This is a genomic window from Moorena sp. SIO3H5 (assembly GCF_010692395.1).
GTDB lineage: Bacteria > Cyanobacteriota > Cyanobacteriia > Cyanobacteriales > Coleofasciculaceae > Moorena.
The window spans coordinates 1-20,302 of the sequence record NZ_JAAHHS010000051.1; the positions used below are offsets into that span (position 1 = coordinate 1).

Genomic DNA, 20,302 nt, shown 5'->3' on the forward strand with positions numbered 1-20,302 from the left:
TGTGGAAATGAACTGGCAAGTAAAATCCAAGCTTATCAACAATTGCAGCAACTACCAGGGTCAGTCATTTATGAAGATGTAGATATCTGTGATTATGCTCAGTTGCAGCAGATATTGACAACAACTCTATCCAAATGGGGAGGCCAGCTTGATGGGATTATCCATCTAGCAGGAATTTTCACCGAACAACTATTAGTATCCCAAACCCTAGAAAGTCTCACTGCCGTTCTTCGTCCCAAATTCCTTGGGACTTGGGCCTTACATAAACTACTGCTGGAAGATAATCCTCAAGGTTTGTTTCTTCATTTTTCGTCCATCAATGGCTTCTTTGGCGGTACCACTGTAGGTGCTTATGCGGCAGCATCTAGTTTTATGGAAGCCTTTTGCGATTACCAGCAGACCTATACTAGCCTGCAAAGCTACTGCTTATCATGGAGTATGTGGGATGAAATCGGCATGAGTCTGGGCTATCAAATGAAAGACTTGACCCATGCTAAAGGCTACTTTTCGATTAATAAGGCACAAGGGATGTGCTCTTTATTAGCCGCGTTGTCTCGTGGTCAACATCATTTGTTTGTGGGTTTGGATGGGAGTAAACCCAACATTGAACGTTTAACTATTACCTCAGAACCTCAAAACCGACAGCAGTTAACGGCTTATTTCACCTCCAAGGTAGAACAATTACCAGTGAGTCATTTAGAAGCCTTGGAAGTACGCGATCGCTTTGGTAGACTCAGCCGTTGTCTGTGGGCACAACTTGCCGAGATGCCTCTAACTGAAACTGGAGAAATTGTTCGAGAAAAGCTGATTGGACTGAGCACAGGTATTGGTCTTTTTGAACAAACAAAACCACGCAACCAAGTAGAACATCAACTCGTTGAAATTTTCCAGCAGGTACTAGAAGTGCCTGTTACTAGTATCCATGACAATTTCTTTGCTCTGGGCGGAAATTCTCTGCTAGCAGTGCAAGTGGTTTATCGTATACAGCAAACCTTTAATCAAGAGGTTTCTCTGCATATACTGTTTCAAGCACCTACAGTTGGTGAACTGGGGCAAACCATAATCAAAGAAAATCTCTTACCAGGGCAAAAATCAGATGCTAGTTTACCAACCCTTGTACCTGAACCAGAACAACACTACGAACCATTCCCCCTAACTGATATTCAACAAGCTTATTGGCTAGGTCGCAATCAAGCCTTTGATTTAGGTAATGTTGCTAGCCATATTTACATAGAGATCGATTCTGAAAACTTAGATATAGAACGCTTAAACCAGGCTTGGCAGAAATTAGTTGACCACTATGATATGCTGCGAGCCGTAGTGTTACCCGACGGACAACAACAAGTTAAACAACAAGTACCACCCTATCAAATACAAGTTTTTGATTTACAAAACCAGTCAGAACCAGCAGTTAGTGACCACCTCAAGGCAATTCGGGAGCAAATGTCTCACGAAATATTACCCTCTGAGCAATGGCCATTGTTCAAGTTGCAGGCCACTCACTTCAATCAAAAGCACTATCGCCTCCATCTGAGTTTTGACGCTTTAATTGCTGATAGCTGGAGCCTAATGCTACTGGGGCAGTATTGGCTGCAACTGTATCGAGACCCAGAAAGTTCGCTGCCTTCATTGGAACTGTCATTTCGCGACTATGTACTGGCTAAAATAGGGCTGGATGTTACACCACAGTATCAGCGTTCTCGAGATTACTGGTTCGATCGCTTGTCCACTCTCCCGCCAGCACCAGAATTACCCTTTGCCAAGCAGATAGTTGCTCTGGAGCAACCGCAGTTTACACGTCGCAGTGGGCGATTAAATGTTCTTGATTGGCAGCGATTAAAAGACAAGGCAAGTCAGGCAAATATAACTAATTCTACTGTTTTATTAGCTGCGTTTGCTGACATATTAACTTGTTGGAGCAAGAGTTCTAAGTTTACCATTAACCTGACCCTGTTTAATCGCCTACCCTTACATCCCCAAGTTAATGAGGTAGTTGGAGATTTCACATCCCTGACGCTCCTAGAAGTTGACAACTCAAAACCGACTCCTTTTATTAAGCGTGCTCAACAGCTACAGAAACAACTGTGGCAAGATTTAGACCACCGTTATGTCAGTGGTGTGGAAGTGCAGCGAGAATTACGTCGCCTCTATGGAAGTTATCAAGCTATGGGGGTTGTCTTTACCAGCGTTCTGGGGGCTGGTATCGAGTCGGAAGAACAATTGTGGGTTAATCAGCTAGGAAAAATGGTCTATAGCATTAGCCAAACCCCTCAAGTCTGGCTAGACCATCAAGTGCTTGAAGAACAAGGCGAATTAATATTTCAGTGGGATATAGTTGAAGAGCTTTTCTGTGAAGGTGTTATTGATAATATGTTCCAGAGTTACACAGATTATCTGCAACACCTAGCAACGTCAGAATCTGCTTGGATGGACTTCTATCCTCAACTGTTACCAAAAGCCCAACTCCAACAGCTTGCAAAACTTAACCAGATGAATCTACCTGTTGCCCAACAAACCTTACACGGTCTGTTTCTGCAGCAGGTGGAACAAAATTATCAAGAATTGGCAGTGATTACCCCAGAGCGCTGCTTAACCTATGGAGACTTACACCAACGCGCCTGTAACATCGGGCATTGGTTGCAACAACTGGGAGTTTCGCGCAATAGCTTAGTCGCTGTAGTAATGTTCAAGGGATGGGAACAAGTTGTTGCAGTCTTGGCAATCTTGATGGCTGGTGCGGCCTATGTGCCTATTGACCCCGAACTCCCCCAGGAGCGAAGAGAATTTTTACTGACCCAAGGGGAAGTGAAGGTGGTTCTGACCCAAGAATCTCTGTTAGAACAACTAGCAATACCAGAGGGAATTGAGTGTTTGTCTGTAGATACTTTCGAGTCAAGAACCAATGATTCAATATCCTTCGTCCCCGTACATAATCCAGAAGATTTAGCCTATGTAATTTATACGTCTGGCTCTACAGGTTTACCCAAAGGGGTGATCATTAAGCATCAAGCAGTAGTAAACACCATCCTCGACATCAACCAGCGATTCAATGTTACAGCTAATGACCGAATACTAGCTGTATCCGCGTTGAATTTTGACCTATCGGTATATGATATTTTTGGTATCCTGGCTGTTGGAGGAACTGTGGTCATCCCATCTGCTATTGATGCTAAAGATCCTGCTCGTTGGTACGAGTTAATTGTTAAACACCAAGTTACATTGTGGAACTCTGTACCCGCACTAATGCAAATGTTAGTTGAGTACTTGTCTGGGCACCTCAACCAGTCCCATGGCCCCCTACGATTAGCATTGCTCAGTGGCGATTGGATACCACTAACGTTACCAGAGCAAATTAAAGATTTGTGGAGCGATATCCAAATTGTTAGCTTAGGTGGTGCAACTGAAGCCTCAATTTGGTCAATTTATTATCCGATCGAACAAATTTCCCCTGTAACTAAGAGCATTCCTTACGGTAAATCCCTTGCCAATCAAACTGTTTCTGTCCTCAACGATCTAATGCAGCCTACTCCAGTCTGGGTATGTGGAGATCTTTATATCGGAGGCGTTGGTTTAGCTTCTGGGTATTTATTAGATGAGAAAAAGACAAACGCAAGTTTTATTACTCACCCAGTTACTCACGAACGATTGTACAAAACCGGTGATTTGGGACGATATTTGCCTGATGGTAATATTGAATTTCTTGGGCGCTCAGATTTCCAAGTTAAAATCAATGGCTATCGGGTTGAATTGGGTGAAGTTGAGGCTGCATTAAGCGATAATTATACTGTCAAGGAGGCTATTGTTGTTGTTCTTGGCGAGTCCGAACACAAGCGTTTAGTCGCTTATATTGTCCCCAGTGAGCCCTCTGTTGAAAAAGGAAAGCTACCAGGATATAGTTTTATTGGAGGCCAGATTGACCCAGTCCAAACTAAACAGGTGTTCGGTAAACCTTCAGAGGAAGACAAATCTATTCCACAACAACTACACGAGCATTTACAAGGAAAATTGCCACAGTATATGCTGCCCAATGATTATGTGTTGATGGATGCCTTCCCTTTAACTGCAAATGGGAAAGTTAACCGTAAAGCTCTACCGGCCCCTGAGGTGTCAGTACAAAAAAGAAGTTTCCAGCCCCCCAGTACTCCTATTGAGGAGAAGTTAGCTGGCATCTGGGCAACAATATTAGACTTAGAGGTAAATCAAGTTGGTGTTAATGATAATTTCTTTGACCTTGGTGGCAATTCATTACTTGCGACTCAGTTAACTTCTAGAATTCGAAAACTTTACCAAGTCGATCTACCACTGTCTGACTTTTTTGAAGAACCGACAATTGCTGGTTTGGTTGAACACATTGAAGTGATTAGTTGGATGGATCAAGATATACAAGATTCAGAAACAACAAATATAAAGGAGATAGAATTATGAAAAATCAAACAATTGTCAAGTTCCTTTCTCAACTGCGTAAACTTAATATTCAAGTTTCCTCTGATGGAGAAAAATTACGCTGTCAAGCTCCTGAAGATGTGTTAACACCTGAACTCTCGCGGCGGATAGCTGAACGCAAACCAGAAATTTTGGCGTATTTGAAACAAGTTAGACAAAAAACAGATAGCAATATTCCACCCGCTATTTCGGTTGTCCCCAGAGACAAAAACTTGCCCCTCTCTTTTTCTCAAGAAAGACTCTGGTTCTTAGACCAACTTGAGGGTTCAACAGCTCCTTACATTCAGCAGGGAGCCATGGAAATAAGCGGGAATCTCAATATCCCAGTCCTCCAGCAAGCCTTTTGTGAAATTATTCGACGCCATGAAGTATTCCGAACCCGCTTTCACTCAGTCAATGGCATACCGATGCAGGTCATTGTTTCCGATACTGCTTTGGAAATATCAGTTGTAGATTTGAAGCATTTACCAAAAACACAACAGAAAACAGAAATAAAACAGTATGCCCAGATACAAGGACAAACCCCCTTTAACCTGTCCGAAGATTTGCTCCTGCGAGTGAGTCTGCTACAAGTATCACAGCAGGACTTTATCATGCTGGTTACCATGCATCACATTGTTACTGATGTTTGGTCAGGTGGAATATTAGTTGAAGAATTATCAGTACTGTATGAGGCTTACAGTCAGGGCAAACCCTCCCCTTTATCCGAGGTATCTATCCAGTATGCTGACTTTGCTTCTTGGCAAAGACAATGGTTATCAGCGGAATTACAACACAAGCAACTGGAATACTGGAAACAGCAATTAGCTAATGCTCCTGCCTTGTTGCAGTTGCCGATCGATAAATCAAGGCCACCAATACAGACTTACGAGGGTAACATTCAAACCTTTGCTGTTGGCCAACACTTGACTAAGCAACTTCAAGAACTTAGCCAGCATTCGGAAACCACCCTTTTTATGACAACGTTCGCAGTGTTTGCTGTGTTTCTGTTTCGCTACAGTGCTCAGAATGATATGGTGATTGGTTCGCTAATTGCTAACCGCAACTATTCAGAAGTAGAATCCCTGATTGGCTTTTTCGCTAATACTCTACCCTTAAGGATGAACCTGCAAGGTAATTTAAGTTTTGAGCAGTTGCTCAGGCAGGTCCGTCAAGTAACGTTGTCAGCATATGCCCATCAAGATGTCCCTTTTGAACAGGTGGTAGAAGCCCTGCAACCAGAGCGTTCTTTGAGTTACGCACCTCTAGTTCAGGTGATGTATCTGTACCAAGATGCTCCAGTGAAGCCTTTAGAGTTATCTGGCGTCACTATCAAACCCTTGCCACAGATACATCCAGGGACATCCAAGTTTGAATTGTCCTTATCAATGGAACAGACAGAATCTGGGCTGATAGGAACCTGGGAATATAATACTGACTTATTTGAAGAACAAACAATTACTAGGATGACGGAACATTTCCAGACCCTGTTAGCAGCGGTCGTGGAAGCTCCCCAAGAACGTATAGATAAACTGCCTTTGCTTAGTGAGAGAGAACGCCATCAATTGTTAATTGAATGGAATGATACTGCAAGGGAATATCCAACAGATCGATGTATTCATCAATTGTTTGAAGAACAAGTAGAGAAAACACCAGACGCACTAGCGGTGGTCTTTGAAAACGAGCAATTAACTTACCAACAATTAAATCAAAAGGCCAATCAACTAGCACATTACCTGCAAAGTCTGGGAGTGGGACGAGAGGTACTAGTGGGTATTTGTGTAGAACGTTCAGTAGAAATGGTAGTAGGACTGTTGGGAATCCTCAAGGCGGGTGGTGCATATGTGCCACTCGATCCGAATCATCCCTTAGAACGGTTAAGTTATATGCTGGCTGATTCAGGAGTTAAGGTTTTGTTAACTCAAGAATCTATGGTTGAGTTATTACCCGTACAGACTGCCCTGGTAGTTGACATCGATCGTGCCAATTGGCAAATGCAAAATACTCAGGAGAACCTTGAGATTGAAGTAAATTCAAGTAATTTAGCTTATGTTATTTACACCTCTGGTTCTACAGGTGTTCCCAAGGGCGTTCAAATTTGCCATAAGAATGTGGTTAATTTTTTGACTTCTATGAGTGATTTTCCAGGTTTAGACCAGGAAGATACTGTCTGTGCAGTTACTACTATTGCCTTTGATATTGCAGCCCTTGAGATCTATCTGCCTTTAACAGTAGGAGCAAAAGTTGTTGTCACTTCTCGTGAAATTAGCACTAATGCAGATAGCCTATTATCTGAATTATTAAAGTCCAAGATTACTGTTATGCAGGCAACACCAGTTACTTGGCAAATGCTCTTAACTGCTGGTTGGTCTTCCGATTATCCCCTAAAAGTGTTATGTGGTGGTGAAGCATTAACAGCTCAACTAGCCAATCGAATTATAGAAACTGGTAGCGAATTATGGAATCTGTATGGTCCAACAGAGACAACTATATGGTCTGCAATTTACCAGGTACCCGCTAGCACTACAGCAGCGAAAAATGGATATGTTCCTCTGTCTATCGGTGGACCAATAGCTAACACCCAAATTTATATTCTAGACTCACATCTACAGCCAGTCCCTGTTGGTATAGCTGGAGAATTGTATATTGGAGGTGAGGGTTTAGCCAGAGGATATTTTAATCGTCCAGAACTAACTTCAGAAAAATTTATCCCAAATCCATTTTCTAATAGCAGATCGGAATGCCTTTACAAAACAGGTGACTTAGCCCGCTACTTGAGTGACGGTAATATAGAATTTATCGGTCGCATTGATAATCAAGTCAAAGTAAGAGGATTCCGAATCGAACTTGGGGAAATCGAATCCATTCTTAATAGCCACTCCCAAATTAAAGAAAGTGTAGTGATTACACAGGAAGATCCACTTGGGAATAAACGCTTGATAGCCTATATCGTTAGTGACGATGAATTACTAAAGACTAACCAACTGCGTGAGTTTCTGAAACAAAAGCTACCAGAATACATGGTACCTTCTGCTTTTATGACTTTAGAGACTTTACCGTTAACTCCCAACGGTAAAATAGACCGCAAAGCATTACTAGCAGTTAATGTTGACTTGAGTCTAGAAGAGGAATACATAGCACCAAGCACGCCAAATCAAGAAATAATAGCTAATGTTTTCACTTCAGTTCTTGGACGAGTAAATGTAGGAATATATGATAACTTCTTTGAATTGGGAGGACATTCCCTATTAGCAACCCAGTTAATCTCCCGACTTAGACAAAGCTTTGAAATAGAAATTCCTCTCCGGGCGATCTTTGAATCACCAACTGTAAAGCAATTAGATGGAAAAATAATACAGTTAAGAAGAGATGGAGGTCAATTCACTCCGCCTCCAATCAAACCAAGAAATAAGAAGGGAGAATTACCTCTTTCTTGGTCTCAAGAGAGGCTGTGGTTCCTGGCTCAATTAGAGGGAACAAGCCCAACTTATAATATACCAGGAGCAGTTCGGATTAGTGGGGATTTAAATCTCAAAGCTTTTGAGCAAGCCTTATCAGAAATAGTGCATCGTCACGAGATATTACAGACCAGTTTTAGGACTGTTGACGGTAGACCTTGGCAAGTTATTGAACCAGAAACCACTATCAAAATAAACTTAGTCGATCTACAGCAACTAGAGGCAAAAGAAAGAGAATCTGCTTTATACCAATATGTACAACAAGAAGCGATCGCGCCGTTTAATTTAGAGAGTGCCCCCCTAATTAGATGTAGTTTACTGTGCTTAGAGGAGAAAGAGTATGCATTATTATTAACGATGCATCACATTATCTCCGACTTATGGTCAATAGGAGTATTGATCGAAGAACTATCAAGCTTGTACCAAGCTTTTAATGGGGGCGAACCATCTCCCTTGTCAGAATTAGAAATTCAGTATGCTGACTTTTCAGTGTGGCAAAGAGAATGGATAAATGGTCAGGTACGAGAAGCTTATATTGATTACTGGAAACAGGCGTTAAATGGGGCACCAGAACTACTTGACTTACCAACCGATCGCCCGCGTCCTTCTGTACAGACTTACCGAGGTAAAACCCAACGTTTTTGTATAAATCCTGATTTAACTGACAAGCTGCAAATTCTTTCTCGCCAGTTGGGAACTACGTTATTTATGACCTTGCAGGCAGCGTTTTCAACTTTACTATATCGTTACAGCGGTCAATCAGATATTTTAGTTGGCTCAATTATTGCCAATCGAAATTACCTTGAAATTGAATCTTTAATTGGTTTCTTCGCGAATACCTTAGTGTTAAGAACTCGTTTTGAAGACGACCCTAGTTTTGAGACTCTGCTCGAACAAGTTAAAACAACTACGCTGAAGGCTTATGAATATCAGGATATTCCTTTTGAACAAGTAGTGGAAGCCTTACAACCACAACGTTCTTTAAGTTATTCACCCTTATTTCAGGTGGTGTTTGTATTGCAAAATGCTCCCATGGGCGAGTTAACATTACCAGGGATAACTATAAGCGAACTAGAATACGAATATACTATTGCTAAGTTCGATCTCACTCTATCAATGACTCAAACTCAAGAAGGATTGGTAGCCTCGTGGGGGTACAACACAGACTTGTTTGATGATTCAACCATCAAACGTATGGCTAATCATTTCGAGAACTTGTTGTCAGAGATCGTAGCTAATCCTCAACTTACAGTTGACGAAGTTCCCTTACTGAGTGAAGCAGAACGCCATCAATTGTTAATTGAATGGAATGATACTGCAAGGGAATATCCAACAGATAAATGTATCCATCAATTGTTTGAACAGCAGGTGGAGAAAACCCCAGATGCAGTGGCAGTGGTTTTTGAGGAAGAACAACTAACTTATGGGGAGTTGAATGGGAAAGCAAACCAACTAGCGCGACATTTGCAAGACTTGGGAGTTGGACCCGAAGTTACCGCAGGCATTTATTTAGATCGCTCTCCTAATATGGTGGTAGCAGTCATGGGAGTAATAAAAGCAGGTGGTGTTTATATTCCCCTGGAGCCGAAATGGCCTCTCGCCCGCGTGGAAAGGATTCTCTCGTGCCAAGAGGTAGGCTATCTTGTTACCGAGCAAAAATATTTACCGACAGTTCTCCAGCAGCAATGGAAACATCCGCAATTGAACCACGTGATTTGCCTAGATGTAAATACACCAGTACCAGTACCGGAAACTATAGATCGCAATGCCACACAGGAACTATGGGATTGGGTGGCACGGCAAGCAAACAATCGCGTTACCAGAAGCGGGTTTATTAGCAGTTATACTGGTCAGCCTTTTTCTCAGGCTGAAGTTGACGAGTATCAAAACCATATAATCGACCTAGCAAAACCATATTTGGGCAAAGGAAAACGAGTGCTGGAAATAGGTTGTGGTTCTGGAGAAATTATGTTTGCGATCGCTTCTACCGTAGAACTTTACGTCGGCATAGATCCCTCAGAAATAACCCAAGAGCGCAATCGAGAAATTAAAACCCAGAAACAGCTAACTTCTCTGAAGCTCTTGACTGGTTTTGCTGATGAAATCGACTCTATTGAAGAGAGTCCCTTCGATTTGATTATTTTAGCCAGTACCGTGCAGTTTTTTCCAGGAATTCTTTATTTGCAGCAGGTTATAGAACAATGTCTGGCTATCTTAGCACCATCAGGAGCTATTTTATTAGCAGACATCATGGATGCTCGCCGAAAAGAAGAGTTCCAGGAGTCCTTGAGAGCTTTCAAAATGAAATTCGGTCAAAAATCGGATATCGAGACCAAAACAAATCTCGATAGCGAACTGTATCTGGATGAAGATTTTTTCAGAGACTTAGCGGCTCGATATTCCGAAATAGCAGAAATTTCAGTTCTCAAACGAGAGCGAGGATTTGAAAACGAACTCGGTTATCGCTACGATGTGATTCTTGAGAAAGAGCGAGCATTAGGCAAGGCGAAAAAACACTTTGTTGAACCTCAGAAGCATTTATGGACTCAATGGCATCTGAATCATCATTCTGCCGAGAATCTTGGGGTAGTTGCCAATCCGAACAATACAGCTTATATCATCTACACTTCGGGTTCCACCGGCGTACCCAAAGGAGTCATCGTCTGCCATCGTTCTGTTGTCAATTTAATTGATTGGGTTAACAAAACCTTCCAGGTAAAAGCAAGCGATCGGGTTTTATTTGTGACTTCTTTATGTTTCGATTTATCCGTTTATGATATCTTTGGTTTGCTAGCAACCGGCGGTTCGATTTATATGGCATCGGAGTCGCAATTACAAAATCCCCAAGAACTGCTTCGCATCCTGAAACAGGATTCTATTACTTTTTGGGATTCAGCTCCAGCAACCCTCCAACAACTGGTTCCATTTTTTCCAACTACACCCCCAGTTAACACCTACCTGCGACTGGTATTTTTAAGTGGCGATTGGATTCCAGTCACCTTACCCGATAAGCTAAAAGAGGTGTTCTCAGGAGTTAGAGTTATCGGTTTAGGCGGTGCAACCGAAGCAACAATTTGGTCGAATTATTATCCAATTGAAACAGTCGATCCTACCTGGGCAAGTATTCCCTACGGCAAACCGATTCAGAACGCCCAGTATTATATCCTCGATTCCTACTTCAATCCTTGCCCCATTGGAGTTACTGGATTTCTATATATTAGCGGAGAATGTTTGGCAAAGGGGTATGACGATCCAGACAAAACTGCCGAGCGGTTTCTGCCCAATCCATTTAAGAATGAGATGGCGGGCGCATCTATTTACAAAACCGGCGATTTATCCCGCTATCTCCCCGATGGCAACATCGAATTTATGGGTCGTATCGACAACCAGGTAAAAATCCGAGGTTTCCGCATTGAACTCGGAGAAATCCAAGCAACCCTAGCTCACAACCCAGAAGTACGCGAAGCAGTGGTTATTGTCAGAGAAGACAACCCAGAGGATAAGCGCCTCGTAGCTTACATCGTTAAAAAAGAAGATGCGATCTCCTCCGATCTGCGGAGTTTCCTGAAAACTAAGCTACCAGATTACATGATACCTTCTGCATTTGTAACTTTAGACACCCTACCGTTAACACCGAACGGCAAAATAGACCTGAAAGCACTCCCAGCAGTAGAAGCACAACTAATTTACTCAAAAGAATATGTTCCTCCTCGGACTGTCACCGAGAAAACCATCTCCGACATCTTCGCAGCAGTGTTGAAAGTCCCAGCAGTCGGATTAAATGATAACTTTTTTGAACTAGGTGGCCACTCACTAATCGCCACCCAATTGATTACCCGTCTACGGCAAGTCTTTGCAGTGGAACTACCTCTTCGGACATTATTTGAATCTCCAACTGTAGCCCAACTCGATCGAATTATAAGTCAATTAACTCAAGGAGAACCATCCCAGCTCAAAGCTTCAAATTTAGACCTGCCAACAGCTATTGCTGCACCATCTGAGCTTCACCAACCCTTCCCACTCACAGAAATACAACAAGCTTATTGGTTAGGGCGAGATGATACTTTTGAACTCGGAAATATATCTAGTCATCTTTACGTCGAACTTGATTGTCCAAGTATAGATATAGAAAGACTCAGCCAATCTTGGCAGAAGATTATCAAGCACCATGAGATGCTGAGAGTGGTAGTACAGCCGGATGGACAGCAGCAAATCTTACGTGACGTTCCGGATTACCAGATTGAAGTGTTCGATTTGCGTCGGCATTCAGAAAATAGCATTAATGCTCATTTAGAAACGATTCGACAGCAGATGTCTCACGAAATTTCTGCTGCCGAATCATGGCCTTTATTTAAGTTTTGTGCAACTCAGTTAGATACAAATTGTTATCGTTTGCACTTAAGTTTTGATGCCTTAATTGCAGACGCCTGGAGTCTAATGATTGTGGGGCAACAATGGTTGGAAATGTACTATAACCCACAGACAGAGCTTCCTAAGGTAGAGATTTCATTTCGCGATTATATTCTTGCAGAACTCCAGCTTAAAGACACACCGCATTACCAACAGTCTCAAAACTATTGGTGGGATCGAATTGCCACACTTCCTTCAGCACCAGAACTCCCCTTTGTACAACAGCCAGCGGCTCTTAAACAGCCTCAGTTCAAACGATTTAGTGCAAAGCTGACTGCTCAACAGTGGCAAAAATTGAAAAGCAAAGCTCGTGCAATTAATTTGACGGGTTCTGGAATCTTACTAGCAGCCTTTAGCGATGTCTTAGCTTATTGGAGTAAAACCCCTAACTTTACCATCAATCTTACACTTTTTAATCGTCTACCTTTACATCCTCAAGTCAACCAGATTGTTGGTGATTTCACATCCCTGACACTGCTAGAAGTTGACAACTCTATAGTAGCCACCTTTGTTGAACGTGCCCAACGCCTACAGGCAAGATTGTGGGAGGATTTAGACCATCGCTATGTCAGTGGTGTGGAAGTGCAGCGAGAGCTACGACGTCAACGAGGCACTTATCAAGCTATGGGGGTTGTCTTTACTAGCACTCTAGATTTCAGTGACATGGCTCAACAAGATTGGTTGGTTAACCAGTTGGGGGAAATAGTCTATTCCATTACTCAAACTCCACAAGTTTGGCTTGACCATCAAGTCAGAGAAGAAGAAGGAGCTTTATTATTCAACTGGGATGCTATCGAAGAACTATTCCCTGCTAACCTGCTAGACGATATGTTCAGTAGCTATTGCAATTATCTTCAGCAATTAGCTACTGATGAGAAAATCTGGATGGAAAAATATCCGACTCTGCTTCCACCACAGCAGCTAGAGAGTATACAACAACTCAACCAGGTTAATCAACTTAAGACCGTAACTTCTGAGCAGACATTGGATAGTTTGTTTGTGCAACAGGTGAAACAAAGAGGAGCATCACTTGCTGCGATCGCACCAGAATTATGCCTAACTTACGAACAGTTATACCAACATGCTGTCAAGCTAGGACACCAGTTGCGGTCACTAGGAGCAACTACAGGCACTCACATCGCTGTAGTTATGAACAAGGGATGGGAACAGATTGTTGCCGTGCTGGGAGTATTGATGGCTGGTTGCACCTATGTACCGATCGATCCAGGGTTGCCACAACAACGTCAGTGGTCGCTTTTAACACAAGCACAAATCCAGTTGGTTGTCACTCAAGAGGCACTGTACCAAAGTCTTTCGTGGCCAGAAGAAATTGAGTGTGTATATGTTGAGTATAACCCTCACATAGGAGTCCAGAGAACCTTAGAAAGATTGCACCAGCCTGGGGATTTAGCTTATATCATCTATACCTCTGGTTCGACGGGCATCCCTAAGGGTGTGATGATTGACCATCAAGGAGCGGTTAATACAATTATCGACATTAATCAGCGCTTTGGTGTTACGGCTGATGACCGAGTTCTCGCAGTTTCTGCTTTAAATTTCGACCTGTCCGTGTATGACATTTTTGGCACCTTAGCAGCAGGAGGCACAATTGTTATACCAACTGCAGCAAAAGCTAAAGATCCCGCACATTGGCTCTCGTTAATCAATGGGCACCATGTCACGGTTTGGAACTCAGTGCCTGCACTGATGCAGATGTTAGTAGAGTACACGTCAGCCCAATCCACACCACAGCATCATCCACTACGACTTGCTTTGTTATCGGGTGACTGGATACCGTTGAATTTACCGCAGCAAATCAAAGCGATCTGGACAGGTATAGAAGTAGTGAGCTTAGGTGGAGCAACAGAAGCTTCAATTTGGTCGATTTATTATCCGATAGGAGAAGTTGACCCTAACTCGCGGAGTATTCCTTATGGGAAACCCCTTGGTAATCAAACGATGCATGTCCTGAATCAATGGATGGAACCTGCTCCGGTGTGGGTTCCAGGACAGATTTATATCGGTGGGCTGGGATTGGCACAAGGCTACTGGAAAGATGACGAAAAAACAGCCAAGCACTTTATTCGTCATCCTCTGACCCAGGAGCGATTATACAAAACGGGAGATTTAGGACGCTATCTACCTGATGGAAATATTGAGTTCCTTGGCCGGGAAGATTTTCAGGTAAAAATTAATGGTTATCGAATTGAGTTGGGAGAAATTGAAGCAACACTAATGCGGAATTCCTTAGTGAATAAGGCTGTGGTGAATGCGATCGCCGACTCAAGAGACAGGAAGAAAATTGTAGCTTATATTGTGCCCTCAGAAACGCAACCAAAGTTGCCAGAAGCTTATTATCCTAGTGAAAAAGAGGGGATAATCAGTGACCCAGTTGAACGAATTGAGTTTAAGCTCAAGCAACCTGGTCTAAGGAACCTGGACTCAACGAATAAGGGTATAGATTTGCCTTTGGATATTGATGAGGAAGCCCTAACCCAAGCTTATTTCCAGCGACAAAGTTATCGACAGTTTCAACAGCAACCATTGGAGTTGCCAGAGTTTAGCCAGTTTTTAAGCTGCTTGCGTCAGTTAAGTTTAGCGGATAAACCGCTGCCGAAATATCTTTATCCTTCAGCAGGGAATCTTTATCCAGTTCAGAGTTATCTGATGATAAAGTCTGAGCGTTTAACTGGAGTTGAAGCAGGGATTTATTATTATTGTCCTCGACAACACCGCTTAGTTTTTCTCAGTACTCTAACTAATGCTGAAGGAGATAACATTTACGGCGGCAATCAGTCACTTGTTGAACAAGCTGCTTTTTCATTGTTTTTGATTGCCAAACTTGATGCGATCGCTCCCATGTATGGGGAATTAGCAGAAAGATTTTGCTTGCTGGAGGCAGGCCATATTGGGCAATTGTTGATGACTGCGGCTCCTGAGTTTGGTATTGGTTTGTGTCCGATCGGGAATTTAGATTTCCAACAGATCGGCGATTTGTTTAAGCTAGACTCCCATCAAATGTTACTGTATAGCTTTGTTGGTGGAAAAATCGAGCCAGCCCAAGCTCAACAGTGGCTAACCTCTTCAGTCTCTCCTGCCAAATCATCTGGTGGTTCTGATCCGATTTCTCAGTTGCGCAAGCATCTACAATTACACTTGCCCGACTATATGCTCCCAAGCAAGTTGATGTTACTCGATGCTCTACCGTTATCTGCGAATGGTAAAATTGACCGTCGGGCTCTCCCTGTGCCTGAGAATCTCCACGATCTGGAGGAAGAAACCTTTGTGGCTCCTCGGGATCTTGTAGAACTAAAGCTCACCCAAATTTGGTCAGAGGTTCTTAATGTTTTCCCAGTGGGAGTCCAAAGTAACTTTTTCGACCTTGGGGGCGATTCTATTGTTGCCATTCGCTTGATGGCTCAAATTGAAGAGCAATTTCAAAGAAATTTATCTTTAGCAACTTTATTTCAAGGTCAGACCATTGAGAAACTAGCAACAGTTCTCCGGGAGGAATCAGACCATATTTCTTGGTCTCCGCTAGTACCCATTCAAACTTCTGGTTATCAGCCTCCCTTCTTCTGCATAGCCGGAGGAGGGGGTAATGTTCTGTACTTTTATCATTTGTCGCGCTATTTAGGTCAAGAGCAACCGTTCTATGCTTTGCAAGCTGTTGGTCTTGATGGAGAATCAGAACCTTTTACGCGAGTCGAGGATATGGCGGCCCACTACATTGGATTAATAAAGTCCATTCAACCGGAAGGTCCTTACTTTTTAGGGGGGCATTCCTTTGGTGCATTAGTGGCTTTTGAAGTCGCCCAGCAATTACAAAAGCACGGAAATGAAGTAGCTCTATTAGCTATTCTAGATATGCATGCACCAGATAAGGATCGACCAAAGCCTGGCAGCCATAAGCTAGATACAGATTGGAATAGTGCAAAAATGTTGACCAGCATTGGTGGCATATTTGGTCGTATGTTTGGAAAAAACATTGATGTATCATACGAGTTTCTCCAACAGCTGACTTTTGATGAGCAATTAAATTATGTTAACGAGCAATTTCAGAAGGTCAATATTTTCCCTCCTGAAACTGGAGTTAAGCAAATTCGCGGTCTGATTAAAGTGGCGAGAGCAAGTCAAAAGGCTTCTTGCTACGTTCCACAGGAGGTTTGTCCAACTCAGATTACTCTCTTTCGAGCTAGTGACGAAGTGCCGATAGAACTTGCTCCTAGTGTGGATATTTATAGGCTGCTTTACGACAATAGAAAAAACGATCCAATGTGGGGATGGAGTGCGTTTTCTGCTGGAGAAGTAGAACTTCATCCTGTTCCAGGAGACCATCTGACAATTATGACAGAGCCATACATTGGTGCTCTAGCCGAAAAGTTAAAATCCTCCTTAGAAAAAGCACAAACAGCTAACCCTATGGGTCGTCCGTAGGCTTATTTTTAAGGCGGTGTTGTGGGGCAATCAGCACTCCACAACACCGTTAAATTTATCCCGGCTTAAGTTATAAACCCGTCCATAAATAAAAAAATAGGAGAAGAATCATGAAATTTCCTGATGGCCCAAAAACCCCAGCCTTGCTACAGTCTATTAATCTCATAGTTAATCCTCTCAATTACTTAGAGGATTGTGCTAAACGCTATGGAGGTATCTTTACAATAGGTTTTTTGAACTATCCTCCAACGGTGGTTGTCAGTCATCCCCAAGGCATGAAGGCGCTATTTACAGCCAGCCCACAAACCTTTAAGACAGCCGAAGCTATGCAAGAGTTACCAGAGACTTTTTCAGGTAAAACTGCACTAACCACGATAGATGGCGATCCTCACAGACGTCTAAAACAAATGTTAATGCCCGCTTTTCATGGGGATCGGATGCGAGCTTATAGCCAGTTGATTTGTGACATTACTCAGCAACAAATGACGCAGTGGAAAAAAGGAGAACGCTTTGACGTTCAGGGTTCCATCCAAGATATCTCACTGCAATTCATTATCCGTGCTATTTTTGGGGTAAATGAGGAAGCAAGCTTCCAACAGCTTAAGCAAACATTGATTTCACAGCTGAAGTTGTCGAGCAATCCTTGGGCCTCTATCATTTTGTACTTCCATGCCCTACAGCAGGATTGGGGGCCTTGGAGTTTATGGGGGCGTTTTGTGCGCCTTCGCCAGCAGGTTGATGACATAATTTATGCTGAAATTAAGCGACGTCGGGATAATCCAGCGTTATTAGGTGAAGATATCCTTAGCTTAATGATGAGTGCTCGCGACGAGCAAGGCGAGCCGATGACAGATGAGGAAATGCGTGACAATTTAATTACATTATTAATAGGAGGTCATGAAACTACTTCTATAAGCATAACATGGGCTTTGTACTGGATTCACCGCTTGCCAGAGGTGTATGAAAAGCTGATGGCTGAATTAGATACTCTTGGCAATAATCCAGATTCAAGTGAGATTACTAAGCTTCCATATTTGAATGCCGTCTGTCACGAGAGCCTACGTATATACCCCCCCGTTATTTTGGCATCGTTTCGTATTGCCCAAAAGCCTATAGAAATTATGGGCTACCAATTGGAACCAGGTACATTCATTTTGCCTTGCACATATTTAACTCACAGGCAAGAAGATTTATATCCAGAACCGAATCATTTTAGACCAGAGCGTTTTTTGGAGCGACAGTTTTCTGCTTATGAATTTGTGGCTTTTGGTGGTGGAAGCCGTCGGTGTATTGGATATGCGTTGTCTTTGTTTGAAATGAAATTAATCCTGGCGACAATTCTCACTAACGTAAAACTAGCCCTACCCAATAACCGTTTTCCTAAACCTGTACGTAGCACTTTTACTGTTGCACCATCCCCAATATATCTGATTCCTGCCTAACAGCTATTATGGAAAACCTATAATTAATAACGAATAGCACTTTGGAGTAGAACAGATCGTTATTGAAACATTCTGAATAAGAACTTACCTCCTACAACTCTAGTTGAAGAGGGGGCTTGTTTCCCTATCCGTCTTATGGATGATTAATGAAGAACAACTTTTATGAATACTAACAATAAATTTCTATCTTTGATAGACCTCCTACGTTATCGAGCAACGAATGAAGGTAACAAAAAAGCCTATACGTTTCTTTTTAATGGACAAACAGAAGCAAGCAGTTTGACTTATGAAGAATTGGAAAGGAGGGCACGGGCGATCGCTGCTAAACTTCAGACAATGGGGATAGCTAAGGGGGAGCGAGCATTGCTACTCTATTCTCAGGGTCTGGATTTCATTTGTGCTTTCTTTGGATGTTTATATGCAGGAGTCATTGCTATACCAGCTCCCGCTCCTGATGCAATTCGGTTGAAGCGAACTCTGCCTAGACTTCAAGCTTTTGTCAAGGATGCCCGAGTTTCTGTTGTGCTGACTAAATCTGAAATTTATTCTCTGTTCTCAGATGAATGGAAAAAAAATTTTGAATATCATAATATACTATGGTCATTTACTGAGGAGATATCAGACGAACTAGCAAGCCAATGGCAGGAATTTAAAATAGATCTAGATGCTATAGCTTATTTACAATATACTTCTGGGTCTACATCCACACCAAAAGGCGTTATAATTACCCATAACAATTTAATGCACCATTCTGCCTACATCAAGCAGGCTTGGAACTACACTTCAGATAGTGTTGCAGCTACTTGGATGCCTTACTTCCATGATTATGGTCTAATTGATGGACTGATACAGCCAATTTATTCTGGTATTACTTGTTATGTCATGTCATCATTAGCCTTTATTAAAAAACCAAGCTGCTGGCTGGAAGCTATTTCTAAGTATAAAGTAACCCATAGCCAAAGCCCAAACTTCGGCTATGACCTTTGTATTCAGAAAGTTAGCTCGGAACAATTATCTGAGTTAGACCTGAGGAGTTGGAGAACTGCTAGTAATGGAGCAGAGCCAATTCGTAAAGATACTATAGAAAAGTTTATTCAAAAATTTGAACCCTGTGGTTTCCAAGCTACAGCTTTTTATCCAGCTTATGGCCTTGCAGAAGCCACATTACTAGTAGCGACTAAGCCTCACAATAATGTGCCTCAAATCACCCCAGTTGTGGCATCAGCCTTAGAGAAAAATCAGATTGTTGAGGGGGATACTAATCAAAAGGGAAATCGATATGTGGTTAGTTGTGGCTTCCCGATTTGTGACACAAATGTAATTATAATCAATCCCAATACTTTAACTAAGTGTGCGTCAGATGAAGTTGGCGAAATTTGGGTATCAAATTTGAGTATTGCTCAAGGTTACTGGAATAGACCAGAAGAGACAAAGCAAACATTTAAGGCTTATACAGTAGATACTGGTGAAGGTCCATTTCTACGTACTGGTGACTTGGGGTTCATCAAGAATGGTCAGCTGTTTATCACTGGGCGCTTGAAGGATGTAATCATCATTCGAGGCCACAATCATTATCCTCAGGACATTGAATTTACTGTTGAAAATAGTCACCCATCATTGCGTAAAAATTCAGGGGCTGCATTTGGGATTGAGGTAGATAACGAAGAGAAACTAGTGGTTGTTCAGGAGGTTGAACGAAGTTGGCTGCGAGAACTGGATTTCAATGAAGTAAATGGAGATATTCGTCAGGAATTGATGGCGCAACACGAACTACAGGTTTATGCGATCGCATTGATCAAATCAGGGAGTATTCCTAAAACTTCAAGTGGCAAGATAATGCGTCAAGCTTGTCGGATGAAGTTTCTAGAGGGAACTTTGGAAGTTATAAATTCAGGTGGTGGTAATCCAGAACACTTAAGAAAACTAACTGTTATGAGTGTTATGATGGCAACTCCAAAAAATCGGGCGCATCTGAGCTAGGGACTGTGGAGGGTGCATCTCATATTTGTAAAAAATACGGGAAGTGTGGGAAGTGTCGGGAGTATCGGGAGTCTCCGGAGTGTCTGGAATGTGGTAAGTCTGGAGATTTTATTAGAATTTTTGCCTAATTGCATGCATTGAGATGCACCCTCT

At 42.4% G+C, this 20,302-nt stretch carries 4 protein-coding genes; all 4 read left to right on the forward strand.

Features of this window, described 5'->3' with window-relative positions; genetic code table 11:
• Positions 1-4,425 (forward strand): amino acid adenylation domain-containing protein (locus tag F6K52_RS08525; RefSeq protein WP_293076367.1); only part of this gene is annotated, 4,425 nt, incomplete at its 5' end.
• Positions 4,422-16,727, forward strand: a complete 12,306-nt coding sequence (locus tag F6K52_RS08530) for a non-ribosomal peptide synthetase (RefSeq protein ID WP_293076369.1) — start codon at positions 4,422-4,424, stop codon at positions 16,725-16,727. The genes F6K52_RS08525 and F6K52_RS08530, both read left to right, overlap by 4 nt.
• A gap of 110 nt (positions 16,728-16,837) precedes the next feature.
• Positions 16,838-18,169 carry a cytochrome P450 gene (locus tag F6K52_RS08535; protein WP_293076371.1) on the forward strand — a complete coding sequence of 444 codons (1,332 nt, stop codon included), beginning with the start codon at positions 16,838-16,840 and terminating at the stop codon, positions 18,167-18,169.
• Between the two features lie 162 nt (positions 18,170-18,331).
• The gene (locus tag F6K52_RS08540) at positions 18,332-20,149 is read left to right on the forward strand and encodes a fatty acyl-AMP ligase (RefSeq protein WP_293076373.1); all 1,818 of its coding nucleotides are present in this window, start codon (positions 18,332-18,334) and stop codon (positions 20,147-20,149) included.
• Positions 20,150-20,302: the final 153 nt, after the last annotated feature.